Source organism: Paraburkholderia sp. BL6665CI2N2 (genome assembly GCF_004366535.1).
Taxonomy (GTDB): Bacteria; Pseudomonadota; Gammaproteobacteria; order Burkholderiales; family Burkholderiaceae; genus Paraburkholderia.
Map to the genome: position 1 here is coordinate 5,984,693 of NZ_SORC01000001.1, position 25,640 is coordinate 6,010,332.

Annotated in this window: 29 protein-coding genes; 22 read left to right on the forward strand and 7 right to left on the reverse strand. The window is 64.1% G+C overall.

The window, feature by feature from the left end; translation table 11 throughout:
- Window positions 1-153 precede the first annotated feature (153 nt).
- On the reverse strand, window positions 154-1,047 hold the full coding sequence (locus B0G81_RS26895; protein WP_134139344.1) for an IclR family transcriptional regulator: 894 nt from the start codon (window positions 1,045-1,047) through the stop codon (window positions 154-156).
- 128 nt (window positions 1,048-1,175) lie between these two features.
- On the opposite strand from B0G81_RS26895, the gene B0G81_RS26900 reads away from it, so the two are divergent.
- From B0G81_RS26900 to rfaE2, 6 genes are all read left to right on the forward strand, one after another.
- On the forward strand, window positions 1,176-2,159 hold the full coding sequence (locus B0G81_RS26900) for a fumarylacetoacetate hydrolase family protein (RefSeq protein ID WP_106282281.1): 984 nt from the start codon (window positions 1,176-1,178) through the stop codon (window positions 2,157-2,159).
- A gap of 256 nt (window positions 2,160-2,415) precedes the next feature.
- The gene (locus B0G81_RS26905; protein ID WP_134139346.1) at window positions 2,416-3,651 is read left to right on the forward strand and encodes an ABC transporter substrate-binding protein; all 1,236 of its coding nucleotides are present in this window, start codon (window positions 2,416-2,418) and stop codon (window positions 3,649-3,651) included.
- Between the two features lie 48 nt (window positions 3,652-3,699).
- Complete coding sequence (locus B0G81_RS26910; protein ID WP_134139348.1) at window positions 3,700-4,587, forward strand: enoyl-CoA hydratase/isomerase family protein; 888 nt, start codon at window positions 3,700-3,702, stop codon at window positions 4,585-4,587.
- 96 nt (window positions 4,588-4,683) lie between these two features.
- Entirely contained in the window at window positions 4,684-5,499 is an 816-nt protein-coding gene (locus tag B0G81_RS26915) for a PhaM family polyhydroxyalkanoate granule multifunctional regulatory protein (protein WP_116119719.1), read from the forward strand.
- 561 nt (window positions 5,500-6,060) lie between these two features.
- A complete protein-coding gene (locus tag B0G81_RS26920) occupies window positions 6,061-6,933 on the forward strand; it encodes a ferritin (protein ID WP_106282278.1) in 873 nt (290 codons plus the stop codon).
- 153 nt (window positions 6,934-7,086) lie between these two features.
- Window positions 7,087-7,569, forward strand: a complete 483-nt coding sequence (gene rfaE2, locus B0G81_RS26925; RefSeq protein ID WP_106282277.1) for a D-glycero-beta-D-manno-heptose 1-phosphate adenylyltransferase — start codon at window positions 7,087-7,089, stop codon at window positions 7,567-7,569.
- 91 nt (window positions 7,570-7,660) lie between these two features.
- Here the strand turns inward: rfaE2 and B0G81_RS26930 are convergent, their stop codons facing one another.
- Genes B0G81_RS26930 through B0G81_RS26940 form a run of 3 tightly spaced genes read right to left on the reverse strand, consistent with a single transcriptional unit; the run spans window position 7,661 to window position 9,656 of the window.
- Window positions 7,661-7,900, reverse strand: a complete 240-nt coding sequence (locus B0G81_RS26930) for a hypothetical protein (protein WP_106282276.1) — start codon at window positions 7,898-7,900, stop codon at window positions 7,661-7,663.
- A 53-nt stretch (window positions 7,901-7,953) separates the two neighbouring features.
- Window positions 7,954-8,766, reverse strand: a complete 813-nt coding sequence (locus B0G81_RS26935) for a type III pantothenate kinase (protein WP_134139354.1) — start codon at window positions 8,764-8,766, stop codon at window positions 7,954-7,956.
- Window positions 8,763-9,656, reverse strand: coding sequence for a biotin--[acetyl-CoA-carboxylase] ligase (locus B0G81_RS26940; protein WP_134139358.1), 894 nt, complete (start codon window positions 9,654-9,656; stop codon window positions 8,763-8,765). The genes B0G81_RS26935 and B0G81_RS26940 overlap by 4 nt, the downstream gene beginning before the upstream one ends.
- 105 nt (window positions 9,657-9,761) lie before the next feature.
- On the opposite strand from B0G81_RS26940, the gene B0G81_RS26945 reads away from it, so the two are divergent.
- The 10 genes from B0G81_RS26945 to B0G81_RS26990 all read left to right on the forward strand — a co-directional run bounded on the left by B0G81_RS26945 (window position 9,762) and on the right by B0G81_RS26990 (window position 18,502).
- Window positions 9,762-10,895, forward strand: coding sequence for an ABC transporter permease (locus tag B0G81_RS26945; RefSeq protein ID WP_134139363.1), 1,134 nt, complete (start codon window positions 9,762-9,764; stop codon window positions 10,893-10,895).
- Complete coding sequence (locus B0G81_RS26950; protein WP_106282272.1) at window positions 10,892-11,770, forward strand: ATP-binding cassette domain-containing protein; 879 nt, start codon at window positions 10,892-10,894, stop codon at window positions 11,768-11,770. Before B0G81_RS26945 ends, B0G81_RS26950 begins: the two co-directional genes overlap by 4 nt.
- 16 nt (window positions 11,771-11,786) lie before the next feature.
- Window positions 11,787-12,749, forward strand: a complete 963-nt coding sequence (locus B0G81_RS26955) for an MlaD family protein (protein ID WP_134139367.1) — start codon at window positions 11,787-11,789, stop codon at window positions 12,747-12,749.
- A gap of 58 nt (window positions 12,750-12,807) precedes the next feature.
- Window positions 12,808-13,434 carry an ABC-type transport auxiliary lipoprotein family protein gene (locus B0G81_RS26960; protein ID WP_106282270.1) on the forward strand — a complete coding sequence of 209 codons (627 nt, stop codon included), beginning with the start codon at window positions 12,808-12,810 and terminating at the stop codon, window positions 13,432-13,434.
- Window positions 13,435-13,465: 31 nt separating this feature from the next.
- Window positions 13,466-14,623 carry a VanZ family protein gene (locus B0G81_RS26965; protein WP_134139373.1) on the forward strand — a complete coding sequence of 386 codons (1,158 nt, stop codon included), beginning with the start codon at window positions 13,466-13,468 and terminating at the stop codon, window positions 14,621-14,623.
- 135 nt (window positions 14,624-14,758) lie between these two features.
- A complete protein-coding gene (locus B0G81_RS26970) occupies window positions 14,759-15,082 on the forward strand; it encodes a ferredoxin (RefSeq protein ID WP_106282268.1) in 324 nt (107 codons plus the stop codon).
- An 8-nt stretch (window positions 15,083-15,090) separates the two neighbouring features.
- Complete coding sequence (locus B0G81_RS26975; RefSeq protein ID WP_134139376.1) at window positions 15,091-15,735, forward strand: alpha/beta hydrolase; 645 nt, start codon at window positions 15,091-15,093, stop codon at window positions 15,733-15,735.
- A gap of 317 nt (window positions 15,736-16,052) precedes the next feature.
- A complete protein-coding gene (locus tag B0G81_RS26980) occupies window positions 16,053-17,282 on the forward strand; it encodes a D-alanyl-D-alanine carboxypeptidase family protein (RefSeq protein WP_134139380.1) in 1,230 nt (409 codons plus the stop codon).
- Window positions 17,283-17,295: 13 nt separating this feature from the next.
- Window positions 17,296-18,261, forward strand: a complete 966-nt coding sequence (locus tag B0G81_RS26985; protein WP_134139385.1) for a D-amino acid aminotransferase — start codon at window positions 17,296-17,298, stop codon at window positions 18,259-18,261.
- Window positions 18,233-18,502 carry a DUF493 family protein gene (locus B0G81_RS26990; RefSeq protein ID WP_106282264.1) on the forward strand — a complete coding sequence of 90 codons (270 nt, stop codon included), beginning with the start codon at window positions 18,233-18,235 and terminating at the stop codon, window positions 18,500-18,502. Before B0G81_RS26985 ends, B0G81_RS26990 begins: the two co-directional genes overlap by 29 nt.
- Before the next feature lie 26 nt (window positions 18,503-18,528).
- Here B0G81_RS26990 and B0G81_RS26995 read toward each other — a convergent pair whose 3' ends face one another.
- The gene (locus B0G81_RS26995) at window positions 18,529-19,497 is read right to left on the reverse strand and encodes a transcriptional regulator GcvA (protein WP_134139389.1); all 969 of its coding nucleotides are present in this window, start codon (window positions 19,495-19,497) and stop codon (window positions 18,529-18,531) included.
- Between the two features lie 98 nt (window positions 19,498-19,595).
- On the opposite strand from B0G81_RS26995, the gene B0G81_RS27000 reads away from it, so the two are divergent.
- The 3 genes from B0G81_RS27000 to lipA all read left to right on the forward strand — a co-directional run bounded on the left by B0G81_RS27000 (window position 19,596) and on the right by lipA (window position 21,875).
- Window positions 19,596-19,922: a DUF2917 domain-containing protein gene (locus B0G81_RS27000; protein ID WP_121306755.1), complete on the forward strand. Its 327-nt coding sequence runs from the start codon at window positions 19,596-19,598 to the stop codon at window positions 19,920-19,922.
- A gap of 206 nt (window positions 19,923-20,128) precedes the next feature.
- Window positions 20,129-20,854, forward strand: a complete 726-nt coding sequence (gene lipB, locus B0G81_RS27005; protein WP_134139392.1) for a lipoyl(octanoyl) transferase LipB — start codon at window positions 20,129-20,131, stop codon at window positions 20,852-20,854.
- 13 nt (window positions 20,855-20,867) lie between these two features.
- Window positions 20,868-21,875 (forward strand): lipoyl synthase, encoded by a 1,008-nt coding sequence (gene lipA, locus B0G81_RS27010; protein WP_106282260.1) that lies wholly within the window; start codon window positions 20,868-20,870, stop codon window positions 21,873-21,875.
- A 119-nt stretch (window positions 21,876-21,994) separates the two neighbouring features.
- Here lipA and B0G81_RS45425 read toward each other — a convergent pair whose 3' ends face one another.
- Together B0G81_RS45425 and B0G81_RS27015 are read right to left on the reverse strand one after the other, a co-directional pair.
- The gene (locus B0G81_RS45425; RefSeq protein WP_258193327.1) at window positions 21,995-22,129 is read right to left on the reverse strand and encodes a hypothetical protein; all 135 of its coding nucleotides are present in this window, start codon (window positions 22,127-22,129) and stop codon (window positions 21,995-21,997) included.
- Window positions 22,130-22,185: 56 nt separating this feature from the next.
- Window positions 22,186-22,632, reverse strand: coding sequence for a hypothetical protein (locus tag B0G81_RS27015; RefSeq protein ID WP_106282259.1), 447 nt, complete (start codon window positions 22,630-22,632; stop codon window positions 22,186-22,188).
- Window positions 22,633-22,907: 275 nt separating this feature from the next.
- Between B0G81_RS27015 and tauA the strand changes: the two genes are divergently transcribed.
- The 3 genes from tauA to B0G81_RS27030 are packed head-to-tail and all read left to right on the forward strand — an operon-like array spanning window position 22,908 to window position 25,635.
- Entirely contained in the window at window positions 22,908-23,930 is a 1,023-nt protein-coding gene (gene tauA / locus B0G81_RS27020) for a taurine ABC transporter substrate-binding protein (protein WP_134139396.1), read from the forward strand.
- Window positions 23,931-23,971: 41 nt separating this feature from the next.
- Window positions 23,972-24,769: an ABC transporter ATP-binding protein gene (locus B0G81_RS27025; RefSeq protein WP_134139400.1), complete on the forward strand. Its 798-nt coding sequence runs from the start codon at window positions 23,972-23,974 to the stop codon at window positions 24,767-24,769.
- On the forward strand, window positions 24,766-25,635 hold the full coding sequence (locus B0G81_RS27030; protein ID WP_134139403.1) for an ABC transporter permease subunit: 870 nt from the start codon (window positions 24,766-24,768) through the stop codon (window positions 25,633-25,635). The genes B0G81_RS27025 and B0G81_RS27030 overlap by 4 nt, the downstream gene beginning before the upstream one ends.
- Window positions 25,636-25,640: the final 5 nt, after the last annotated feature.

The window sequence follows — 25,640 nt, forward strand, 5'->3', positions numbered from 1 at the left end:
GACCGCGTTGCCGCGAGCGATGTTCCGCGCGGTTGGAAACACGCGCACGTTCAAGACCCGGAACAGTACGCGCAGCGCGGTGACGCCATGCTTGCCGACTGAGTTCACGTCAAACCCTGTAACGCGCCACGCACCCAACGCGCCGCATCACACCTATTCGTCGCGCGGCGACGCACTATACCCCAGCTCATACGAGAGCTTTTCCGCGCAGTCGCGCAACGCCGTATCGACCTCGCCGCCCCAGCGAATATCGAACGCGCCCTCATGACCGAGTGCGACGAGCCCAAGCGCGAGTTCGCCGGTCGAGTCGAACACCGGCATGCAGAACGCGTGAATGGTCGGCAGCAACATGCCTTCGACACGCGCCGCCTGATGCTCTCGCACCTGCGCGAGGACCTGTTCGACTTCATCGCGCGTACGGGGTGCGCCGATATGCGACGAACGGCGCGAGTCGGCCAGTTCACGTTCGAGCATCGCGGCAGTCTTGCTCGACGGCAGATATGCGGCGAACAACCGGCCGGTGGCGGAGCTGAGCAGCGGCATCACATCGCCGAGTTTGGGCGACGCCTTTGCCGGATAGCTCGATTCCATCCAATGCACCATGGTCGGCCCCTGATTGCCCCATACCGCGATGCCGACCGTCAGATCGAGCCGGTCGCGCAATTCGGAGAGCGCGATGCGCGCGAGCTTGACGCCGTCGACGCGCGCGAGCCGCGCGAGTCCCAGTTGCAGCGCGAATCCGCCCAGCTCGTAACGGCCGGACAGCGGGTCTTGCGACGCCACACCGAGGCGCAGAAAACTCACCAGATAGCGATGCGCTTTCGCCGGGCTCATGCCGGCACGCTGGGCGAGGTCGCGCAGCATCATGGCGCGCGGCTCGCGGGTCAGCACATCGAGCAATTTGAAGCCGACTTCGATCGACTGGATGCCCGAACGCAGCTTTTCCTCGCCGCTCTCGCCGCCTTCGTCGTCGGATTCGGTCGGGTCGAGCGGTTCAGCGGAGTCGGCGTTGGTGCGGATGGCGCCGGAGCGGGCAGTTGGAGGCATGAGCGAGGCGCACGCAGCGCATTCAAAAAGTGACACACGGGTGAGGCGGACCGCCGGCACTTGGGCCGGGCCGATTCACCATCGTAGAATAGATTCCTTCTATCGTCACTAACACGGTTCATTCCTCTATGAAACTCGCCACGCTGAAGGACGGCACGCGCGACGGTCAACTGATCGTCGTGTCCCGCGACCTGCACACCGCGGCTGTCGCCGACGCGATCGCGCCCACGTTGCAGCGCGTGCTCGACGATTGGGCCTTCTACGCGCCGCAACTGCAGGATCTCTACGACGCGCTCAATCAGGGCCGCGCGCGCAACACTTTTCCGTTCGACGCCAAGGAATGCATGGCGCCGCTGCCGCGCGCGTTCCAGTGGGCCGACGGCTCGTCGTATGTGAACCATGTCGAACTGGTGCGGCGCGCGCGCGGCGCGGAAATGCCGCCGGAATTCTGGACCGATCCGCTGATGTATCAGGGCGGCAGCGACGACTTCATCGGACCGAAAGACGACGTACTGTGCGCATCCGAAGCATTCGGCATCGACTTCGAGGCGGAAGTCGCCGTGATCACCTCCGACGTGCCGATGGGCGCCACGCCCGACCAGGCGCTCAGAAGCGTGCGTTTGATCACACTCGTCAACGACGTGTCGCTGCGCAATCTGATTCCCGCCGAACTCGCGAAAGGCTTCGGCTTTTTCCAGAGCAAGCCGGCGACGTCGTTCGCGCCGGTCGCGGTGACGCCCGACGAACTCGGCGAACACTGGCGCGAAGGCCGCGTGCATCGGCCGATGATCGTCCACTGGAACAACAGGAAAGTCGGCCAGCCGGATGCCGGCACGGACATGGTGTTCCACTTCGGCCAGTTGATCGCGCACGCCGCGAAAACGCGCAATCTGCGCGCGGGCGCGATTGTCGGCTCGGGCACGGTGTCGAATAAGGACGCCAAGCGCGGCTATTGCTGTATCGCCGAGAAGCGCTGCCTCGAAACCATCGAGCACGGCGCGCCGCAGACCGAGTTCATGAAGTACGGCGATACGGTGAAAATCGAAATGTTCGACGAAGCGGGCAAGTCGATTTTCGGTTCGATCGACCAGGGCATTGCGCCGCTGGATTGACGCACCGCCGTTGTGCGGAACGCGGCCTGCCGGTCACGTCCGCATTCGCGTGCTTCGTTCCGATTCGAAAGGGTTTCGCCCGATGCCGCGGCGAGTGCGCGCGGCTACACTGACTGGCGCGACGGCATGGCCGGGGTGGCTGACTGCGGGTTAGTCGCAGGACTGTCGCGAAGCCGCGTATGAACGGCACGTGAGCAGGGCATGAGCCGGGACATCGGCAGTACATCAAAACGAAAAACCGACGTGAGGAGACAGCATGCCGCGAATCGATTTCCTTGAACCCGAAACCGGGCGCGCTCGCGCGTCCAGCTACTCGCGCCTGACGCCCTTGCGCGATCACCTGGCGCGCTGCGCCGTCGCGTTATGCGCCGCGCTTGCCAGCGTGTTGCCAGGCATCGCATTGGCGCAAGTGAAAATCGGCCTCGTGCTGTCGCTCACCGGACCGGCCGCGTCGCTCGGCATTCCCGCGCGCGACACGGTCGCGCTGCTGCCCAAACAGATCGGCGGTCAGAGCGTCGAATACATCGTGCTCGACGATGCATCCGATACCACGCAGGCTGTGCAGGACACTAAGAAGCTGATCTCCGAGAATCACGTCGACGCGATCATCGGGTCGTCGATCACGCCGAATTCGCTGGCGATGATCGACGTGGTCGCCGAAGGTCAAACGCCGATGATCTCGCTGGCCTCGTCGGCGAAAATCATCGAGCCGGTGGATGCGAAACGCCACTGGGTCTTCAAGACGCCGCAAACCGACGCGATGATGGCGTCGGCGATTGCCGAACATGCCAGCCTGCACGGCGTCAAAACCATCGCGTTCATCGGCCAGGCCGACGCGCTTGGCGAGACCTTCTATACCGAGGTCGCGAAGTTCGCGCAACTGCATCACATCGACATGGTGGCGAGCGAGCGCTTCAATCGCACCGATCCGAGCGTGACCGGCCAGGTTCTCAAGATTCTCGCGACGCATCCCGACGCGGTGGTGGTGGGCGCGGCCGGCACGCCCGCCGCGTTGCCGCCGAAGACACTGAGGGAGCGCGGCTACAAAGGCCTGATCTATCACAATCACGGAGTCGGGAATAACGACTTCCTGCGCGTGTGCGGAGCCGATTGCAATGGCACCTTCCTGCCCGCGAGTCCAGTGCTGGTCGCCGCGCAATTGCCGGCGGATCATCCGGCCAAGCGGCTCGCGCTCGACTACATCGCGCGCTTCGAAACGGTGCGCGGCGCGGGCAGCGTCTCGGCGTTCGGCTCGTACACGTGGGACGCGGGCATGTTGCTGAACAACGCCGTGCCGATCGCGTTGAAGAGCGGCGCGCCGGGCACGCCGGAATTTCGCCGCGCGCTGCGCGATGCGCTCGAAGCGACCCGCGGTCTCGCGGATACCAATGGCGTCGTCAATATGAGCGCCACGGATCACCTCGGGCTCGATCAGCGGGCGCGTGTGATGGTCGAAATCAAGAATGCGAAGTGGGTTTATCAGCCGCGTTGAATGAACGCTGCACGGTTCAACGAAACACCGATATACGGATTGCTCATCATGTCTCAGGCACCACACCGTAACGACGCGTTCTACGCGCACTACCAGTCGCTTCAGTTGCATCGCCATCCGCATGGCGTGCTCGAAGTCGTGATGAGCGGTGAGGGCGCCAACAAGAGCGCGCTTGCTACCGCCAACGCGCGCATGCATTTCGAACTCGCGGAAATCTGGCGCGACATCGACCGCGATCCCGACACGCGTGTGGCGATCATTCGCGGCGAAGGCAAGGGCTTTTCGGCGGGCGGCGACCTGCAACTCGTCGAAGACATGGCCACTGATTTCGACGTACGCGCAAGGGTATGGCGCGAGGCACGCGATCTGGTCTACAACGTGATCAATTGCAGCAAGCCTGTTGTATCGGCGATGCACGGACCGGCGGTAGGTGCCGGACTCGTGGCGGGGCTGCTCGCCGACATCTCGATCGCGACGAAGACGGCGCGGATCATCGACGGCCATACGCGTCTGGGCGTGGCCGCCGGCGATCACGCGGCGATCGTCTGGCCGCTTTTGTGCGGCATGGCGAAGGCCAAGTATTACCTGATGCTGTGCGAGCCGGTGAGCGGCGAAGAGGCGGAACGCATCGGCCTCGTCTCGCTGGCCGTCGACGAAAACGATCTGCTACCCAAAGCATTCGAAGTCGCGCAGAAGCTGGCCAACGGCTCACAAACGGCGATTCGCTGGACCAAGTACGCGTTGAACAACTGGTTGCGCTCGGCGGGGCCGGCGTTCGATACCTCGCTCGCGCTCGAATTCATGGGTTTTGCCGGGCCGGATGTGCGCGAAGGCGTCAACTCGCTGCGCGAGCGGCGCGCGCCGGATTTCGGCGGCGCCGATCCGTGGCTCGGTCGGCCGTCGAACGGCGGCGCAACGGGCGGCGAGCGCTCCTGAGGCCGCCTCCCGCACGGTATGATCGAAAAAAACGCGCGCGGGACGGCGCCCCTTCTTCACCGCTTCTTCTCCAATTTACGCAGCGAGGCGACAAGCATGACCGATACTCCTGACTCCACGCCGCCCTTTCCCGGCTTTCCCGGTTTCCCGCCCGCTGAAATGCTCGAACGCATGTGGGGCATGATGCGGCTGTCGCCGTTCGGCTCGGCTTTTTCGGGCACGCAGCCGGCCGGCGGCGGCCTCGGGCCTTCGCTCTCGATGATGTCCGACATGATGGCGCCGCTCACCAATGTCGAGGAACTCGACAAGCGCATCACCGACATGCGGGCGGTCGAACAATGGCTCAAGCTGAATCTGAGCATGCTGCAGTCCGCGATTCAGGCGCTCGAAGTGCAGCGCGCGACGCTCGCAACATTGCGCGCGTTCGGCGCGTTCGCGCAGTCGTCGATGTCGCAACCCACGGCGGAGTCGGCCGCGCCGAGTCCCGCGGCCGCGAGAGGTTGGCCGCATCCGGCGGCACCTGCATCGGCGCCGGCGTCGGCTGCCGCGGCGAGCGCCGCTGCGTCGGCTGAGGAGTCGGCGGGTGGGGAAGAGGAGGCGCCGGCCACGCCGCCGTTCGACGCATCCGCCTGGTGGAATCTGCTGCAATCGCAGTTCAACCAGATCGCCCAGTTCGCGATGACGCAACCACCGGCCGCCGGAGCGGGCGCCGAAGCGTCTGATTTTGTCCCGGACGACGATGCGGCCGCTTCGCCAGCGGGCGGGGAGCCAGCGCCCAACGCGCCGCAGGCGCGGGACGCGGAAGCCGCTGAGTCGGAAGCCAAGCGGCCGGCCGCGAAGCGGGCGCCTGCGGCGACAAAGCGCACGAGCGGCGCGAGCGCCAGTCCAAAAACCACGAAAAAGTCTACTTAAGGCAGGAATGAAACGCTGCGGCGTGACGCGGGTATTAAAGACATACAGAAGGCCAGGTTCGCCGTCTGTCACGCTTTTGACCCCGATCGTCCGCCACACTCCGCGAATCGCACGATTTCTTGCGCACGGTCAGCCAGGCACCGGAATTGCGACTGTTACGGCGCGGGTTCGGTCAAGTCAGCGTGCTATCATTGTGTAAGCTTAATTAGGCTTTTGGGCGTGCGCTGAAAACTACCAATCCAGCCGCCCTTGCTCCATTCGCGGCCGGCAACACCGGCGCAGGGCTGGACGGTGCGGTTTTCATCGCAAACTGGCTCGACCTCAGGCACGGGGTATCCCTCACCCACGGTTGGCCGCGCAGCGCGTAACGTAGGACTAGTCGCGCATGCGCAAACGCCTGGACTTCTTTGCCGCCAGTGCATCTAGGCGGCAGATTACCGCGTAAAATTGAATGCTTGGCCGGCAAACGGAGCACATACGGTGCGACCCGTTCGTCGTGAGCAAAAGTACTACAACGTAGTAGTGACAGACACACAGTATGCGCAGAACAGGGGTGGGACTATGAACACCATGCTTTATCCGGAACTTTATAAATCGCTCGAATCCGTTCGATGGGACATGGAGAAAGACATTCCCTGGGACAAGTTCGATGCATCGCTATTGACCGACGAGCAGGCAGCGACGATCAAGATGAACGCGATCACCGAATGGTCGGCGTTGCCCGCCACGGAAATGTTTCTCCGTGACAACCATCACGACAGCGATTTCTCCGCGTTCATGAGCGTGTGGTTCTTCGAGGAACAGAAGCATTCGCTGGTGCTGATGGAATATCTGCGCCGCTTCAAGCCGGAAATGTGCCCGACCGAGGAAGAACTGCACGCCGTGCGCTTCGAATTCGATCCGGCTCCGCCGCTCGAAACGCTAATGCTGCACTTCTGCGGCGAGATCCGCCTGAATCACTGGTATCGCCGTGCCGCCGAATGGCACACCGAGCCGGTCATCAAACACATCTACGAAACCATTTCGCGCGACGAAGCGCGGCATGGCGGCGCCTATCTGCGCTACATGAAGAAGGCCATGGCGCAAACCGGCGACATTGCGCGCGCCGCGTTTGCGAAGATCGGTGTGCTGATGGCCTCGGCTCGCCGCACGGAAAAACCGCTGCACCCCACCAACCTGCACGTGAACCAGGCACTGTTCCCGCGCGACACGATTCAGTCGCGTCTGCCGGATCCGGAGTGGCTGGAACGCTGGCTCGACGAACAGATCCGTTTCGACGACGGTTGGGAAAAGAAGGTAGTCGAGCGCATTCTGCACAACCTGTCCATTCTGTTCGAGCGCACGTTCAACACCGCGCAGGAATTGAACCGCTACCGCAAGGAAGTGGTTCTGCGTCTGCAGGCTGAGCAGAAGTCGGCGGAGCAACCGGCCTGAGGGTCGCGAGCATGTGACTCGGTCTGTGGCGCCGCGCGCCGCGAACCGGTTTAAAAGAAAACGGCCTGACGCATTTATGTGCGCCAGGCCGTTTTGTTTCATGCGACCCATCGTGTATGGTGACGACACCTTCCTGTCCTTTCCGATTTCTCCATGGCTGCCATTTTTGAACGCAAGATTCTCACGCGCGATGCACTGGTGACGCTGCGTCCCTCGCTGAAGGCGCCGGTTGTATTTACCAACGGCGTGTTCGATATCCTGCATCGCGGGCACGTGACTTATCTCGCGGATGCAAAGGCTTTGGGCGCTTGTCTGATCGTCGGTGTGAATAGCGATGCGTCGGTGCGCATGCTCGGCAAAGGCGACGACCGGCCCATCAATAACGAGGCTGACCGCATGGCCTTGCTGGCGGCGCTGGAGAGTGTCGACTACGTGGTGTGCTTCGGCGAGAAGACGCCCGTCGAGCTGATTTCGGCGGTGCGGCCGGACGTGCTTGTGAAGGGCGGCGACTACGACATGGACGTGTTGCCCGAGTCGGCCATCGTGCGAAGCTGGGGCGGTAAGGCGTTGGCGATTCCCTTCGAGCACGACCGCTCGACGACCGCGCTACTGAAGAAAGTTCGCACGCAAGGCTAGTGGCCGGCTGCGGCGGGAGTCTCTCGCCGGCTTAAGGCCTCGCGTCGCGCGCGTCGAAACGCGCTTCGCACGCAGCAAGACTGCGAGCGACTTACTGCGAAAGCGCGGATGCCGCGATCGGCGCCACCGGCGCCGGACCGCCTACAACGGCTTGGTCGGCAGCCTCCGCGGCAGTGACCGGCTGCACCTTCAGCCATTCCTGATGAACCTGGCGATTCAGATGGTTGGGCTCGCGTCCGCCGGCTGTGGGCGTCGGGCCGAACACGCCGCGCACCGCGACGAATGCCAGCATATTGGCAAGAAACAATATGGCGATCAGCCAGCGCAGCATTATTGGTTTTCCCCGTCCAGAAGTTGAGCCACCGTTATGCCGTTGGTCGCGATTCAGTTGCCGCGTTCCAGGGCGCGCTCGGCAGCAATCAGCGCGAGGCCGGACAGCACCAGCGAATCGTGGCGAGTATGCGGCACTTTCAGTGCGCTCGCCACTTCGTCCACGGCGCCGCCGCTGACTACGAGCCGCACCGGCACCTGCCATTCGTCCTGCAAATCGCGCCACACCCGCTCGATCAAGCCCGCTTGCGCCAACGTGCAACCGGCGGATAGCGAGCGCGGCGTGTCCGTCGCGAGGAACGGCCCGCCGCGCGCCGCGTCGGGCATGCCGCCGTCGAGCAGACCGCGTGCGGCGTGGGCGTCGAGCGTCGGCAGTTGCGCCGTATGTTCGCCCAGCGAGCGCATCATCAAGCTCCAACCCGGCGCGATCAGACCGCCGACAAAGCAGCCGTCCGCACGCAATGCTTCCAGCGTGGTCGCCGTGCCGAATGTCGCGATCAGCAGATGTTCGCCGGGAAACGCCGCATGCGCGCCGATCATGCCGGCCCAGCGGTCGCTGCCAAGTGCATGCGGCGTGGTGTAGCTATTGGTTACGCCGCATTGCTGCGCGGAAGCGCGGATCGTGGTGAGTGGCAGCTGCGGCCAGCGTGCGTCGAGCAAGGCGGCAATCCGCGCCGCGACATTTTCACCCGCGACATTGGACAACCACGCGCCGCGCGGCCTCGGCAAGTTTGACCAGTCCGGCTGATCCGCGCCGCCGTGGGCCAGCGCGCCGGCCGCGATCTGCGTACCGTCCGCCTCAACTAGCGCCCACTTGATACGGCTATTGCCCGCGTCGATCAGCAAATCAGGCGCGCCGCTCGTCATGCGGCACCGTCGGCCAGACGCAGCGAAACGTCGCCGGTCGCAACGACCTCGCGGCCGGTGGCGGTGTCGAGCAGCAACTGGCCGCGCTCGTCGACGCCCGCCGCCACCCCGCGCATCTGTTCCTGGCCTTGGTCCAGCAACACCACTTCGCGGCCTGCATAGGCGTGCACCGCGATCCAGCGTGGCTGGAACGGCGCGAAACCTTCAGCGCCGAAGCGCTGCAAGGCGGGTTCGAGCGCGTTCAGCTCGGCGGCGAGCGTGTCGGTGAGGTTGGCGTTGGGCAGCGCGCGCTGCAAGGCGGTCGGTGCGGTGCCGCGCGCCTGCGGCGGCACGCCGGCGTTCAACGCGCCGACTTTGGCCGCGAGTTCGTCCGCGCCCTTCACGTTGGTGCCGATGCCGATCACCACCGCGCTGGCGTCGTCGGTGCTCCACGCGGTTTCGATCAGGATGCCGGCCAGCTTGTCGCCTTCGAGCAGGACGTCGTTCGGCCACTTCAGCGCGATCTGGCCGGGACCGGCAACCGGCAGCGAGCGCAGTCCGTCAACCAGTGCGACGCCCACCGCGAGACTCAGGCCCGCGAGCCCTTCGAGCGGACGCGGCAATACGCACGCCACCGAAAACAGCAGCGCATTGCCCGGCTCCGCATACCACGGACGACCGCGGCGGCCACGCCCGGCGGTTTGCAGATACGCGACCCGCACGATCGGCCGCGGCAGCGCGCCGGCCTTGCGCGGCAGCGCTTTGACGCGCGTCATCAAGTCGGCGTTGGTCGAGCCGGTTTCCTCGACGATTTCGATCGGCCAGTCGTGCGCGTGCGGGCCGAACAGCGCGACGGCGCGCTCGCGGTCGATGCGCCAGTCGCCTTGGGGGGAAGTCTTGGACGTGTTCATGAATCATATTGTAGCGATAGCGAACCCGTTGAGTCCGCGGGCGCAGTTGCGGCGCCGCGCCTTCGTTACAATGGCCGCTAATCCGATAACCAGATTCAACGATCCTTGAACTACGACACTCCGCCCGGCCTCGAAGTCGCGGCAGGCAGCCAAGGCAAGATCGTCCGGCTCTCGGGCCAGTGGACGGCGCTCGCGCTCGCGCGCGACAGAGCCACTGGGCACGTGATCCCTCTGCTGCGGTCGCTGGTCGGCGCCGAAGGCATCGGTCAATGGGACCTGTCGCGTATCGACCGGATGGATCACGTGGGCGGCCAGGCGTTGTGGCGCGTGTGGGGCCACAAGATGCCCCCGGACACCACGCTGACCGACACGCAACGCGACATTTTCGAGCGCATCGCCTTGCTCGACACCGTGCGCGAAACGGCCGAGCCGGTGGTCAAATTCGATCCGCTCACGCGGCTCGGGCTCGCGATCTTCTCGTTCTTCGAGCATTTGTATGGCGGCGTGGCGATGCTCGGGCGCGTCGTGCTCGACCTGTTGGCGATCGCGCGCAAACCGAAAATCACGCCGTGGACCGAGATATCCGCGAACATCTACAACGCCGGCACCAAAGCCATGCCGATCACCGCGCTGGTCGCGTTCCTGATCGGCATCGTGCTCAGTTATCTGTCCGCGCAGCAACTGCGGCTGTTTGGCGCAAACCAGTACATCGTCAATATCCTGGGGCTTTCGGTAATTCGCGAACTCGGGCCGGTGCTTGCCGCGATTCTGGTGGCAGGCCGCTCCGGTTCGGCGATCACCGCGCAGATCGGGGTGATGCGCGTGACCGAGGAACTCGACGCCATGCGCGTGATGGGCATCCCGCATGGCCTGCGGCTGATCCTGCCGCGCGTGGTCGCGCTCGGCGTGGCCATGCCGTTGCTCGTCATGTGGACCAACATCATCGCGCTGACGGGCGGCGCGCTCGCCGCGAAGATCGCGCTCGGCATCGACATGAGCTATTTCGCGCGGGCTTTGCCGGGCGTGGTGCCGGTCGCGAATCTGTGGATCGGCTTGGGTAAGGGCGTCGCGTTCGGCATGCTGATCGCGATTGTCGGCTGTCATTTCGGTTTCCGTATCAAGGCCAATTCGCAGAGTCTGGGCGAAGGCACGACGACCTCGGTGGTGACCTCGATTACCATCGTGATTCTCGCGGACGCCGTGTTCGCGATCCTCTTCCAGAACGTGGGGCTCGGATGATCGCGCCACTCACTCAGGCCGTGCGCGGCCAGCCCGTACCCTCGATCGCCGAGCCGGTGATCGAAGTGATCGACGTGACTAAGCGCTACGGGCGCAACATCGTGCATCAACATCTGAATCTGGACGTGCGGCGCGGCGAGATCGTGTCGATCGTCGGCGGCTCGGGTTCCGGCAAGACCACGCTGGTGCGGCAGATACTCGGGCTGGAGCGGCCTTCGTCGGGCACCATCAAACTGTTCGGCGAGAATCTCGCGACCATCTCGCCGGAAACCGCGCTACTGATGCGCAGCCGCTCCGGCATGTTGTTCCAGCGCGGCGCGCTGTTCTCGTCGCTGTCGGTGTTCGACAACATCGCGCAGCCGGTGCGCGAACTCGGCAAGGTGCCCGAAGATCTGTTGCGCGACATCGTGATGCTCAAGCTGGAGATGGTCGGCCTGCCGTGCAAGCACGCGTCGAAAATGCCGTCGGCGCTGTCGGGCGGCATGATCAAACGCGTGGGCATTGCGCGCGCGATCGCGCTCGAACCGGAACTGCTGTTTCTCGATGAACCGACCGCCGGGCTCGATCCGCAGGCGTCGGACGAATTCGTCGAGCTGATCTCCGCGCTGCATCGCGCGCTCGGCCTGACGGTGGTGATGGTCACGCACGATCTCGACACGATGATCGCGTTGTCCACCCGCGTCGCCGTGCTGGCGGATCGCAAGGTGCTGGTGGCCGCGCCGGTGGAAGAGGCGGCGGGCGTCGATCATCCTTTCATCCGCGAATATTTCCTCGGCCTGCGCGGGCGCCGCGCGTTGCAGGCGCTGCCGCCGGAGCGCCGCGCGAGGCTGCCGCGGGCGGCGCTCGAGCCGGCATCGTCCGAATTGCCGCTGTGAACCAGGGAACCTGACAATGGAAAACAAATCACATGCCTTCTGGGCCGGGCTCTTCACGATCGTTTTGCTGGTGGCTATCGCGGTGGCGGCTTTTTTGTTCAATGTCGACCGTTCCGTGCGAGTGCCGTACGATCTGATCGCGCGCACCAACGTGACGGGCCTGTTTACCGACGCCGCGGTGCGTTATCGAGGGCTCGACGTCGGCAAGGTGCAGTCCATCAAGTTCGATTCGGCTCATCCGGGGCAGATTCTGATTCGTATCCTCGTCGATACGCACGCGCCGATTACCCATTCGACGTTCGGCAGCCTGGGTTTTCAGGGCGTCACGGGTATCGCCTTCATCCAGCTGGATGACAATGGGCGCGATCCGACGCCGCTGGCGTCGTCGTCGAAACAGGTGGCGCAGTTGCCGATGCGCCCCGGCTTGCTCGATCAACTGCAGCAACGCGGCGACGTGCTGCTGCGCAAACTCGAAAAAGTCACGGACGACGTCGACAATCTGCTGTCGCCGGAAATGGCCGCGCAGTTGCTGGGCACGGCTGCAAGCCTGCAGAAAGCCGCCGACGGCGTGGCTACGCTGACGCAGAAAATAACGCCGGCCGCAGGGATGCTGCCCGGCACGATCAACCGGCTGGATCGTACGCTGGCGTCGACCAATCAGCTGATCACCAGCCTGAACCGGCCGAGCGGCCCGTTCGAGACCAACCTGAACAAGGTCGGCACGGCCGCGCAGCAAGCCGGCGACGCGCTGGTGTCGATCAACGGCGCGGTGCAGGAACTGTCGTCGCGGGTCGGCTACGACACCTTGCCGCGCGTCAATTCGCTCGCTGAAGACGTGCGCTCCGCGGCCCGCTCAGTGGATCGCGCCGCCGACACGTTCAGCACCAGCCCGCGCAGCGTGCTGTTCGGCGCGCCGGGTGCGGCACCCGGCCCCGGCGAAGCAGGCTTCAAATGGCCCGCCGCGCGCGCTGCCCAGTGAGGTTGAAGCAATGAAGTTGAAGCAACAATTCTGAAGGTTTGAAGAAAGGAAGATTGTCATGTCACGCTCGATTCACCGATTCCTGTCCTCGAGCGCCGCGCTGGCGGTGCTGCTCGCATTCGGCGTGCTCGCCGCGGGCTGCGCCGGCACGCCGGCGGCGCTTTCGGACATCCGCTACGACTTCGGGCCGCCGAGTCCGGCAGCGTCCGCCGGCGCGTCGCCGGCCGTGAAGGTGCTCGATGTGAGCGCGCCCGACGTGCTCGAGTCGGACAAGCTGATGTACCGCCTGAGCTACGCCGACGCGCAGCAGACCGCTGCATACGCAAACAGCCACTGGACCATGACGCCCTCGCAGTTGCTGACCCAGCGTCTGCGCGGCGCGCTCAGTTCGCGCGGCACGGTGCTGACCGGCGCCGACGGCGTCGCCGCACCGGTGTTGAAGGTCGACCTGAGCGAGTTCGAGCAGGTTTTCGACAGCCAGTCCGAAAGTCACGCCGCGGTCACCGCGCGCGCCACCCTCACGCAAAGCGGCAAGGTGCTCAGTCAGCGCACGTTCATCGCGCGGGCGCCGTCCAGGTCGGCGGATGCCGCCGGCGGCGCGCAGGCGCTCGCCACTGCCAGCGACGATCTCGTCTCGCAGATCGGCGCGTGGCTCGGCGTGCAGGCGCTGGTCGCCGCGCAATGACCGGCTTGCAGCGCACATTGCGGAGCGCTGCATGAGCGTGAAACCCTGGGCGCGCCGTCCGTCGGTGCTCGCCCGGCAGGCGCTGGTGTTGTACACCGCGTTGATCGTCTACGGTTCGTGGTATCCGTTTTCGGGCTGGCGCTCGCTTGGCCTCGGTCCGTTTGCCTATCTGTCCGATCCCATGCCGCAGTACCTGACGGCGTTCGACGTCGTCACCAACGTGCTCGGCTATATGCCGTTCGGCGCGCTGGTGGTGCTCGCCGCCTATCCGCGCTGGCGCGGCACGCTGGCGGTCGCGTTCGCCTTCGTGCTCGGCGGAGTGTTGTCCGGCGTGATGGAAGCCGTGCAGACCTATTTGCCGACGCGTGTCGCCTCCAACCTCGATCTCGCCGCCAACGCGCTCGGTGCGCTGCTCGGCGCGGCGATCATGTCGCCGGCGACGGGCGCGCTGCTCGATCGCGGCTTGCTGCGGCGCGTGCGGCTTCTGTGGTTCGAGCGCGATCGGGCCGCGCTCGCGTGTCTGGTCGCGGCGTGGCCGTTCGCGACGATGTACCCGGCGCCGCGCCTGTTCGGTCTCGGCAACTGGCCGCGCGCCCTCTGGCTGCGTTTCGATTCGACCACGCAAGACGCCTTGCTCGCATGGACGCCGCCGGGCTGGCACGTCGGCGCCTGGCCGGCGCTCGTCGCCGCGTGGCTGCCTGACGACGCGTGGGAAGCCGTGATCACCACGCTCAACCTGTTCGCCGCGCTCGCGCTGGCATCGCTGCCGGTGCGCCGCCCTGCGCCGCGCGTGCGCCTGTTGCTGCTGTTTATCGTGATCACCCTGTGCGTGAAGGCGGGCGCGACCTTTCTGCAATCGCAGTCCGGCCTCGCGTTCGACTGGGCGACGCCTGGCGCGTTGGTGGGTCTTGTGTGCGGGACCGCCGCGGCACTCCTCGCGTTGCGCCTGCAGCGCCGATCGCGCGCCGCGCTTGCGGGTGTCGCGCTGACGATCGCGCTGGTGTTCGTCAATCTGCTGCCCGTGAATCCATACTTCGATGCCGTGCTCGCCGACTGGCGGCAAGGGCGTTACCTGCACTTCAACGGACTGGCGCACTGGCTCGCGTGGATCTGGCCGTATGCGGCGCTCGTGTGGCTGGCGTATGTGGTCGAACTGGCGTGGCTCAAGCGGCGCATGAAACACACGTGAAGGGGCGCGGCGCGTGGCGCAGCGGTGGACCGCGTCAGCGACCGCTAGCCCCGCTCGTTATAATCGATCGCACAACTGGCGCGCCGCGTGCATCCAGCGCCATTCCCCACACCGACCGTCTCGCCTCCGGACATCATGGACTCCTTCTATAAGTACCACGTCTTCTTCTGCCTCAATCAGCGCGAGCCCGGCGCCGAACGCCCAAGCTGCGCGAACTGCAATGCACAGGAGATGCAGGAGTACGCGAAGAAACGCGTGAAAAAACTGGGTCTCGCCGGTCCAGGCCAGGTGCGCATCAACAAGGCCGGCTGCCTCGACCGCTGCGAACTCGGCCCGACGCTCGTCGTGTATCCGGAAGGCATCTGGTACACGTACGTCGACGAGAGCGACATCGACGAAATCGTCGACTCGCACCTCGCGAACGGCAAGATCGTCGAGCGTCTGAAAATCGATCAATAAGCCTCGCCATGAACGTACACACCAAAAAATATCTGATCGACGGCCCGGTCGGCAAGATCGAGGTCGCGCTGGATCTGCCCGACGAAACGCGCGAAAACGGCGCGGCGCCGCGCGGCATCGCGCTGGTCGCGCATCCGCATCCGCTGTTCGGCGGCACGATGGACAACAAGGTCGCGCAGACGCTCGCGCGCACGCTCGTGCAGTTGAACTACGTGACGTATCGCTCGAATTTTCGCGGCGTTGGGCAAACGGAAGGCGAGCATGACGCGGGCATTGGCGAGCGCGACGACTTGCGCGCCGTGCTGGATCACATGCGTGCTGAACCGGGTCAAAGCGATCTGCCCCTCGTGCTGGCCGGTTTTTCGTTCGGCACATTCGTGTTGTCGCACGTGGCCGCGCAGTTGCGCGAAGAAGGCGAGCAGATCGAGCGAATGGTGCTGGTCGGCACGGCCGCGAGCCGCTGGGAGGTCGCCCCGGTACCGGAAAATACACTCGTGATTCACGGCGAAACCGACGAGACAGTTCCCATTCAATCCGTTTACGACTGGGCGCGGCCGCAAGAATTGCCGGTTGTCGTGATTCCGGGGGCGGAGCATTTTCTGCATCGCAAGTTGCACGTTCTGAAGCGGATCATCGTCGACGCCTGGCGGTAAGCGGCGCGATGTGTGTTTTCCGGGGTACAGGTACGCACAAACGCAAATTAATCGCCGACCTTTGCGCAAAGTAACGGGGAGAGCGCGCGTATAATGGCGACTCTTTTTTGGGCGCAGCGCCGCCCATCCGGCAGTTCGCGCGACGCGTAGCGTCTTTTCGCGCGCAGCGGTGCCGGATGCCGGCGTGCTGCGCGAACCGATCGCGTGGCCGGAAGTCCAATGGGCGCCGCGCCGTTTTTACGGCCAGACGCTCGCCGACCGGCTCTTCCAAACTCTGCGCCCTGCGCGCGCTGTATTTTTCTGCACGAATCGACCCTATGCGTTTTTCCACCTCCGGCCGCACGTCATTCCCTTCAGTTGCTTCCTTTGTTCCTTCTACGCTTAGCCGTGCCGTGACCCTCGGCGTCGTGCTGCCGGCCACGCTCGTCGCCAGCACCGCGTTCGCGCAAGTGCCGCCGCCGGCCGTGAACGCGCGCTCGTGGGTGCTCGTCGATGCGACCAGCAACCAGGTGCTCGCCTCCGGCAATCCGGACGAGCGCGTGGAACCGGCGTCGCTGACCAAGCTGATGACGGCGTACCTCGTCTTCGAAGCACTGCAGACGAAGAAGATCAACATGGAACAGACGGTCATGCCGAGCGAAGCGGTGCGCCGCGTGCGCACCGACGAATCGCGCATGTTCATCGAAGCCAACAAGCCGGTGACCGTGCACGATCTGGTGTACGGCATGATCATCCAGTCGGGTAACGACGCGGCGATCGCGCTGGCCGAACTGGTTGGCGGCAGCGAGTCGCAGTTCGTCAACATGATGAACACGGAAGCGCAACGCCTCGGCATGAAGAACACGCATTTCGCCGACGTGAACGGCATGCCCGATCCGCAGCACTACACCACGGCGGGCGACCTCGCGGTGTTGTCGGCGCGTCTGATTCGCGACTTCCCTGACTACTACAACATTTTCTCGGTCAAGGAATTCACGTACAACAAGATCAAGCAGCCGAACCGCAACCGTCTGCTGTGGATCGACCCGACGGTCGACGGTCTGAAGACCGGTCACACGCAAGGCGCCGGTTACTGCCTGATCGCGAGCGCGAAGCGTTCGCTGCCGGGCACGACCGACGCGTCGCGCCGTCTCGTCTCGGTCATGATGGGCGAGACCAAGGAACACGACCGCGTGCAGGACAGCCTGAAGATGCTGAACTACGGCTACAGCGCGTATGACACGGTGCGTCTGTACAAGGCGAATCAGGTGGTGGGCACGCCGCGCGTCTACAAGGGTGCGCAGGACACCGTGCAGATCGGCGTGAAGAGCGACCAGTACATCACCGTGCCGAAGGGCATGGGCGACAAGGTGAAGCCGCAGATCGAGCAGATCGATCCGCTGATCGCACCGATCGCGAACGGTCAGCAGGTCGGTACCGCGAAGCTGGTAGCCGACGGCAGGGTGCTCGCGCAGTTCCCGATCGTGGCCCTGCAGGCTGTGCCGCAAGCGGGCGTGGTCGGCCGCGTGTGGGACTCGCTGATGCTCATGTTCAACAAGAAGAAGTAAGAGCCCGATTGCAATGACCGCTGTTGCCGATGTTTCGCCTGATCCGATTGTCTATTTGAACGGCGAGTTGGTGCCGTTGTCCGAAGCGCGCGTGCCGGTTCTCGACCGCGGCTTTATTTTCGGCGACGGCATTTACGAAGTTGCGCCTTTGTATGCGCCAACCGGGGGCGCGCGCGGCCGCACGCCGTTCCGTTTCCAGCAACACTTGGCGCGCCTCGCGCGCTCGGTGGACAAAATCGGCATCGTCAATCCGTTTGACGACGCCGGCTGGCGCGCGCTGATCGAGCGCGTGGTCGCGGCGAACGAGGTGGACGGCGGTTTGCGCGCCGATCAGGACGCGATTGCCTATATTCAGGTCACGCGCGGTGTGGCCAAACGCGGTCACGCGTTTCCGGCCGGCATCCAGCCGACCGTGTTCGTGATGGTCACGCCGCTGCACCTGCCGGACGCGGCGCAGCGCGCGCAAGGCGTGCGTTGCGTGACGGCGGAAGATCGCCGCTGGCTCAATTGCGACATCAAGTCCGTGTCGCTGCTCGGCAACGTGCTGATGGCGCAATATGCCGCAGAGAACGACGCGTTCGAGACGATCCAGTTTCGCGACGGCATGCTGACCGAAGGGTCGTCGTCGAATGTGTGGATGGTGAAGGACGGCGTGTTGTCCGCGCCGCCGCGCAGCCACAAGATTCTCGAAGGGATCCGCTACGGCCTGATCGAGGAACTGACGGGCGAATGCGGCATCCGTTTCGAAGCGCGTGAGATCACCGAGGCCGAACTGCGCGCGGCGGACGAGATCATCGTCAGCTCGGCAACCAAGGAAGTGCTGCCGGTCACGCAACTCGATGGCCGGCCGATCGGCGAGGGCAAGCCAGGTGCGGTCTATGCGGCGCTGTATGCGGCGTATCAGCGAGCCAAGGCCCAGCAAGCGCGCGAGGCACAGCAAGGAGTAGAGAATGAGTTCCGTGAACGAGTCACTGTTTGAGTTTCCTTGCGATTTCCCGATCAAGATCATGGGCAAATCGCACCCCGAGTTCGCCGAGACGATCGTCACGGTGGTGCGGCAGTTCGACAACGAGGTCGATGCCTCGCGCATCGAAACGCGGCCGTCCAGCGGCGGCAACTACACGGGCCTGACTGTCACGGTGCGCGCCACGAGCCGTGAGCAGCTCGACGATATCTATCGCGCGCTCACCGGCCATCCGATGGTCAAAGTGGTGCTTTAAAGCCCTTCGTTCGGTTCGTATACGTGTTACGGCGTGACGTGCAATGCGTTCGCCGATAGATCGGCGCTTGCGGCAGGTCGTAGCTCGCAAGCCTGGTCGAACAACTGCTTGAAGCGTCCCACCTCCTCGAACACCCAGTCGTGAAACGCTTTCACACGGGCGGTTTCGAGCATCTGCGGCGTGCAGATGAAGTAGTACTGCCACGGGCTCGGCCCATCCACATCGAAAAGCCGCACGAGGCGGCCCGCCGCGATTTCTGGCATGGCCAGCGAGCGGCGCGTGAGCGCGACGCCCTGGCCGTCGATGGCCGCCTGCAGCAGATTCGACGAATCCTGGTACAGCACGCCGCGCTTCGGCTCGGGCCAGTCGGTGAGTCCGGCGGCGTCGAACCAGGGGCGCCAGAGTTCGTCGTCGGAACGCAGCAGCGGGACTTTGGCCAGATCGGCCGGCGTTTGCGGCAGCTTGCCGCCATTGAAATCCGGCGCGCAGGCGGGAAAGAAAATCTCCTCCAGCAGCAACTCCGAATGCAGACCCGAATATTTGCCGAAGCCGAAACGGATCGCCACGTCGACGTCGTCGCGCGCGAAGTCCGTGAGCGCGTTAGTGGACAGCAGTTCGAGGTCCCACTGCGGATGCGCCTCGATAAAGCTGCCGACGCGTGGCGTCACCCAGCGCGCGGCAAACGACGACAGCATGGACACCACCAGCCGCCGTTCGCGATCGCCGGCGCGGATCTCGCGGGTGGCGTCGGCGAGCGCCATCAGCGCCGAGCGCACATGCGTGGCGTAGCGCCGGCCGGTTTCGGTGAGCCGCACGCGCTTGCCGTCGCGCGCGAACAGCGAGATGCCGAGTTCGGCTTCGAGCGCGCGGATCTGGTGGCTCACGGCGCCGTGAGTGACGAAGAGTTCATCGGCGGCGCGCGAGAAGCTTTCGTGGCGGGCGGCCGCTTCGAACGCCTTGATGGCGTTCAGGGCGGGTAATTGCCGAAGGTCCATGGCAATATTTCTCACATAGAGGTGAAAATAGATCGTTTTGCGTAAACCCTTGTTACGCCTAGGATTGTAGTCATGAAACGACTTTTTGCGAGGGCATCATGCGAGAAATTTCCTCTAGCATCGCGTTTGAAATCCGCACTGGCGAGACAGTTCCCCTCAAGGTGGCGCGCAGCACCAGGCTGGTCGTTCGTGGCGGCGCGGTTTGGGTCACGCGCAGCGATGACACGGAAGATTACTGGCTGCAACCTGGTCATACGCTGCGGTTGCGGCGCGGTGAACGGCTGTGGCTGAGCGCGGAGGGCAACGGGCAAGCGAGAGTGGCGTTTTCAGTGCCGACACGCTGCGACGAGCGCGCGTTGAACTGGTTTGCGCGCATCGGCGAGCGGTTGGTGGCGCGTGTAAGAGGAGGCTGGCGTACGGTTTGAAGGTACTGCTGCGGGCGCGATGGTTTAGCCGAATCGCGCGCCGCAGCGGAACGTGGCTGGAGCCACCGGCACAGCTTGGCACCACCGGCGCGGCCGCGCTGAGGTGAATTGGCACTTCCAGGCGCCACCACGCTGCAGAGACCTGGCACTTCCAACTCCGCCGCCTCCCGGCGGGGATTCCCAGATTTCGGTAAACTGCGGGGATCATGTGCGCCACGCCGGTTTCCCCAAGTCCCTCACCCTCCACGACACCGCCCACGCTGTGTTGGCGTGGCCGCGAACCCTACGAAGCCAGTTTCGAAGCCATGCGCACGTTCACCGACGAACGCACGGCCGACACCCCCGACGAAATCTGGCTAGTCGAACATCCACCGGTCTTCACGCTAGGCCAGGCGGGCGATCCCGCCCATCTGCTGGCCGCCGACAGTGGTATTCCTCTGGTGAAAGTCGACCGGGGCGGTCAGATCACCTATCACGGGCCGGGGCAGGTGGTGGCCTACCTGCTGCTCGATTTGCGCCGCCGCAAGTTGATGGTGCGCGAACTGGTCACGCGGATCGAGCAAGCCGTGATCGACACCCTTGCGGCGTATAATCTCGCCGGAGAACGAAAGGCTGGCGCCCCCGGTATCTACGTGGCGCCCGGGCCTGACGTTGGGCTGCACGCCGGCGCCAAGATTGCGGCGCTGGGTCTGAAGATCCGCAACGGCTGCAGTTATCACGGCGTGAGCCTGAATGTGAACATGGACTTGCGGCCGTTTCTGGCCATCAACCCATGTGGCTACGCGGGGCTCGAAACAGTCGATATGGCAACGCTTGGCGTGGCCGCCGGCTGGGACGACGTGGCCCGCACCTTTGCAGAACGCCTCACGGCAAACCTCGACGGCAGTCCCGCGGCCGTCGCCCAACCGCAGGCCGGTGCCCTCACCGCCTGACTGGATCGAACGAATGACTGACGTTACCGCGAACCTCGCAGCTTCCCCCGCTCCTGACGCCGTGCCGGCTTCCGCCGCCGCTTATGACGCGACCGCAAAGCAGAAGGCGCAGGCCAAGACCGCCCGTATTCCGATCAAGATTGTCCCGATCGAAAAGCTCAAGAAGCCCGACTGGATCCGCGTCAAAGCGGCGACCGGCAATTCGCGTTTCTACGAAATCAAGCAGATTCTGCGCGAGCACAACCTGCATACGGTGTGTGAAGAAGCGAGTTGCCCGAACATCGGCGAGTGTTTCGGCAAGGGCACGGCGACCTTCATGATCATGGGCGACAAGTGCACGCGCCGCTGTCCGTTCTGCGACGTCGGCCACGGCCGCCCGGATCCGCTCGATGTGGACGAACCAGGTAATCTCGCGCGCACCATCGCCGCGTTGAAGCTCAAGTACGTGGTGATCACCAGCGTCGACCGTGACGATTTGCGTGACGGCGGCGCCGCCCACTTCGTGGAATGTATCCGTCAGACGCGCGAGCTTTCGCCGGAGACGCGCATCGAAATTCTGACGCCGGACTTCCGTGGCCGTCTGGATCGCGCGATCGGTATTCTGAATGCCGCGCCGCCCGATGTGATGAATCACAACCTCGAAACGGTGCCGCGTCTGTACAAGGAAGCGCGCCCGGGTTCGGACTACGCGCATTCGCTCAAGCTGCTGAAAGACTTCAAGGCGCTGCACCCTGAAGTCGCCACCAAGTCCGGTCTGATGGTCGGCCTCGGTGAAACCGAAGAAGAGATTCTGCAGGTGATGCGCGACCTGCGTGAACACGACGTGGACATGCTGACGATCGGACAGTATCTGCAGCCGTCGGAGCACCATCTGCCGGTGCGTTCTTACGTGCACCCGGACACGTTCAAGATGTACGAGGAAGAAGCGTACAAGATGGGTTTTACGCACGCAGCCGTGGGCGCGATGGTTCGCTCCAGCTACCACGCCGATTTGCAGGCGCATGGGGCTGGTGTGGTCTGAGCGTTTTAGCTAATAGCTGTCAGTATGAGAAAAGCCTGCACGCGTTGCAGGCTTTTTTCTTTTGGACGGGCAGATTCTGAATGCCGATGCAGCGCAGTTTCGCGCTTCTCCGCGAAGAATTACCGGTAGTAACGTGCGAGCAGCATGCAGATCGAGGCGATCGTGCTACCAATGACTGAAAATGGAGCGGCCAGTTCGATCAGGCGATCGCGCACATCGCGATTTTCCATGACATAGTCGATCAGATTGGGCATTTGAGTTCTCCCTGTTGGACGTGCTTAAAAGTATAGCTCAGAGGGTTGTTATTTAGTTAGTTTAACGAATAATGAGATAGGGCGAATGAGGCGGCCACTGCAGCGGTCATGATCGTGGATGTCCACATCAACTTCCGTTCACGTGCCTCGTCGCCGTGACGATAGTCAGGATTTGGCGTTGAGTCAGCAGCGCCGAACGACACGAGGATGGATGCCACGACGAGAAATAGGACATGCCAGAGCAATCCAGCCAACATGAAAGCCAGCCTGCTGTTCGTCGATGCATCGCCCAACGCGCTGCCGATTTCGTAACACGCGCTGGCGCACATTGAGATGACGACCCAGAGAAGTTGACCGTTCTGCACGGAACGTATCGCAATACCGTTGGACGACTGCCGATAGAACCGCGAAAAGCTCAACAGAGGCAGCAGCGCAAAGGGCGCACACACCGGCACGCCGACGTTGAAAAGCAACCAGCTAAGGCGGCCGACGAAATCGATCATAGGAATGCGAAGGTTTAGCGACGCAACGATATTCCCGCCGCGTCAAGCGCGGGTCAATCTGCCGAACGGCGCAGCTTGCGCACACAAGCCACTCTCCGCGATCATTCGCTGGAACCGACCGACTGCCCGTCGCAGCAGTGGCCGCGAACCAACCGAACGTGAAAAGCAATGCTCAAACAGCGTGATTAGCAATCGCGGATTAATTAGAACCGGCCGCGAACAAACTGCCTATAGTCGAAAGCCTCCCGAACAACACCTGCTCAAGGGGCTTTCCGATGAACCGCATTCTCCGTCCACTTGCTGCGTTCGCTACGCTGCTCGCATTGTCCGCGCCGTTTGCCTCCGTGGCGCACGCCGACACCAAAGAGGTCGTGATCGCGTATCAGGACATGGTGGTGCCCTGGCGTTACGCGCAGGCAACCGGTGAAGTGGAGAAAGCGACCGGCTACAAAGTCACCTACCGCAAGCTGGGCAGCGGTGCCGACGTGATCCGCGCGCTGGCCTCCGGTTCGGTGCAACTCGGTGAAGCCGGTTCGAGCCCGATCGCGGCGGGTCTGTCGCAGGGCGTGGATATTTCGTTGTTCTGGATTCTCGACAATATCAACGACGCCGAAGCGCTGGTCGCACGCGACGGCTCCAATGTAACGAGCGTCGCCGGTCTCAAAGGCAAGAAGATCGGCGTGCCGTTCGTATCGACGTCACACTTTCACACGCTGGTTGCGTTGCAGAGCGCCGGCGTGAATCCGTCCGACGTCAAGATCGTCAACCTGCGCCCGCCTGAAGTCGCGGCGGCGTGGGAGCGCGGCGACATCGACGCGACGTATATCTGGGACCCGGTACTGGCCAAGGTCAAGAAAAACGGCAAGGTGCTCATCACGTCGGGACAGGTCGCGCAACAGACCGGCAAGGCGACCTTCGACGGCTTTGTCGTCGATCGCAAGTTCGCCAGTCAGAACGCCGAGTTCGTCGCGCGCTTCGTGAAGGTGCTCGCCGCGACCGACGCAAGTTACCGCGACCACACGTCCGCATGGACGGCAGCGTCGCCGCAGGTCGAGGCGGTCGCCAAAGAGTCCGGCGCGAACGCGCAGGAAGTGCCGGCGAGCCTTGCGCTATACGCGTTCCCAACGCCGTCGCAGCAGGCTTCGAATGCATGGCTCGGCGGCGGCGCGCAATCCGGCGCGGCGAAGTCGTTGGCCGCTACCGCGGCGTTTCTGAAGACGCAAGGCACGATCCAGAACGTGCTGGCCGACTATTCGACCGGCGTCGATCCGCAGTTCGTGCAGCGCGCGGCGCACTGATCGTCGCGCACTGTCTTCCATTGGCATCACGAGGTTCGGCGATGAGCGGTCTTGAAATCCGGCGACTGCATGTCGCCTACGAAGGCGCGCGCGGCGCGGCGCGGCATGTCGCGCTCGCCGACGTCGATCTGCGTATCGAACCCGGCGAGTTCGTGGTCGCGCTGGGCGCGTCGGGCTGCGGCAAGACGACCTTGCTCAATTGCATCGCCGGCTTCATCCCGCCGACTGAAGGTGAAGTGAGATTAAACGGTGAGCCTGTGCTCGGACCGGGCGCGGACCGCGGCGTCGTGTTCCAGAAGTACGCGTTGATGCCGTGGCTTGATGTGCTCGACAACGTCGCACTCGGTTTGCGCTTTCAGCGTGTGCCGAAGGCGGAGCGCGAGCGCATTGCGCTCGACATGCTGAAACTCGTCGGACTTGAGAAGCATGCACGCTCGCGGGTCTATGCGTTGTCGGGCGGCATGCAGCAGCGCGTCGGTATTGCCCGCGCGCTTGCCAGCGATCCGCAAGTGCTGCTGATGGACGAACCGATGGGCGCGCTCGACGCCATGACGCGCGAGTCGATGCAGGAACTCGTGCTCGACGGCTGGGGCCGCACACGCAAGACGGTCTTCTTCATCACGCATAGCGTCGAAGAGGCGCTCTTTCTCGCGACCCGTCTCGTCGTCATGACGCCGGGACCGGGCCGTATCGCGGATAGCTACGACCTGCCGTTCGCACGGCATTTTCTACAGACACGCGATGCACGCGCGGTGAAGTCGTCGGCGGATTTCATCGAATGGCGCGAGCGGCTGGTGCATCGGCTGCATGAGCGCAATCAGGACGAGGTGGTGTCGTGACGGCTTCGCGTCAATCTTTGGGTGGCGCGCCGCTCGCGCAGACTAGCAAGCGGTCGCGGCAAACCGGGCGGCCCGTGCGCGGCTGGCGTCTGCCGGGCGACGGGCCGACCGCCGCGCTCGGCACTTTGTCGGTCGTAACGCTCGCAGCATTGTGGTGGCTTGCCACGCATCTGCATTGGTTGCCGCCGCTATTTCTGCCGACGCCCGAAGCGGTATGGACCGCCTTCCTCGACGCGTGGCACGGCCGCATTCAAGGTGGCTTGCCGCTCTCGGAGCATCTCGTGTGGAGCGCGTTGCGCGTGTTCGGCGCGTTTGCTTTGGCCGCGCTCACGGCTGTGCCGGTCGGTATCCTGATGGGCGTGAGCCGGGTCGCGCGCGGCCTTCTCGATCCGCCGCTCGAGTTCTATCGACCGTTGCCGCCGCTCGCTTATCTGCCGCTCGTGGTGATCTGGTTCGGCATCGACGAAACGGCGAAGGTCGTCGTGATCTATCTTGCCTGCTTCGCGCCGATTGCCATGGCCGCACGCGCCGGCGTGCGCAGCGCCACCATCGAGCAGATTCATGCGGCGTATTCGCTGGGCGGCCGCTTCTCGCAGATCGTGCGGCATGTGGTTTTGCCTGCGGCGTTGCCGGAGATTCTCACCGGTCTGCGCATTGCAATCGGCTTCGGCTGGACGACGCTGGTCGCCGCGGAAATGGTCGCGGCCACTGCGGGCCTGGGGCAGATGGTGCTCAACGCGTCGAGCTTTCTACGTACCGACGTGGTGGTGATGGGCATCGTGCTGATCGGATTGATCGCGTGGCTGTTCGATCTGGGCATGCGCGCGTTGGAGCGGCGGCTCGTGCCTTGGAAAGGGCGCGTATAACGCAG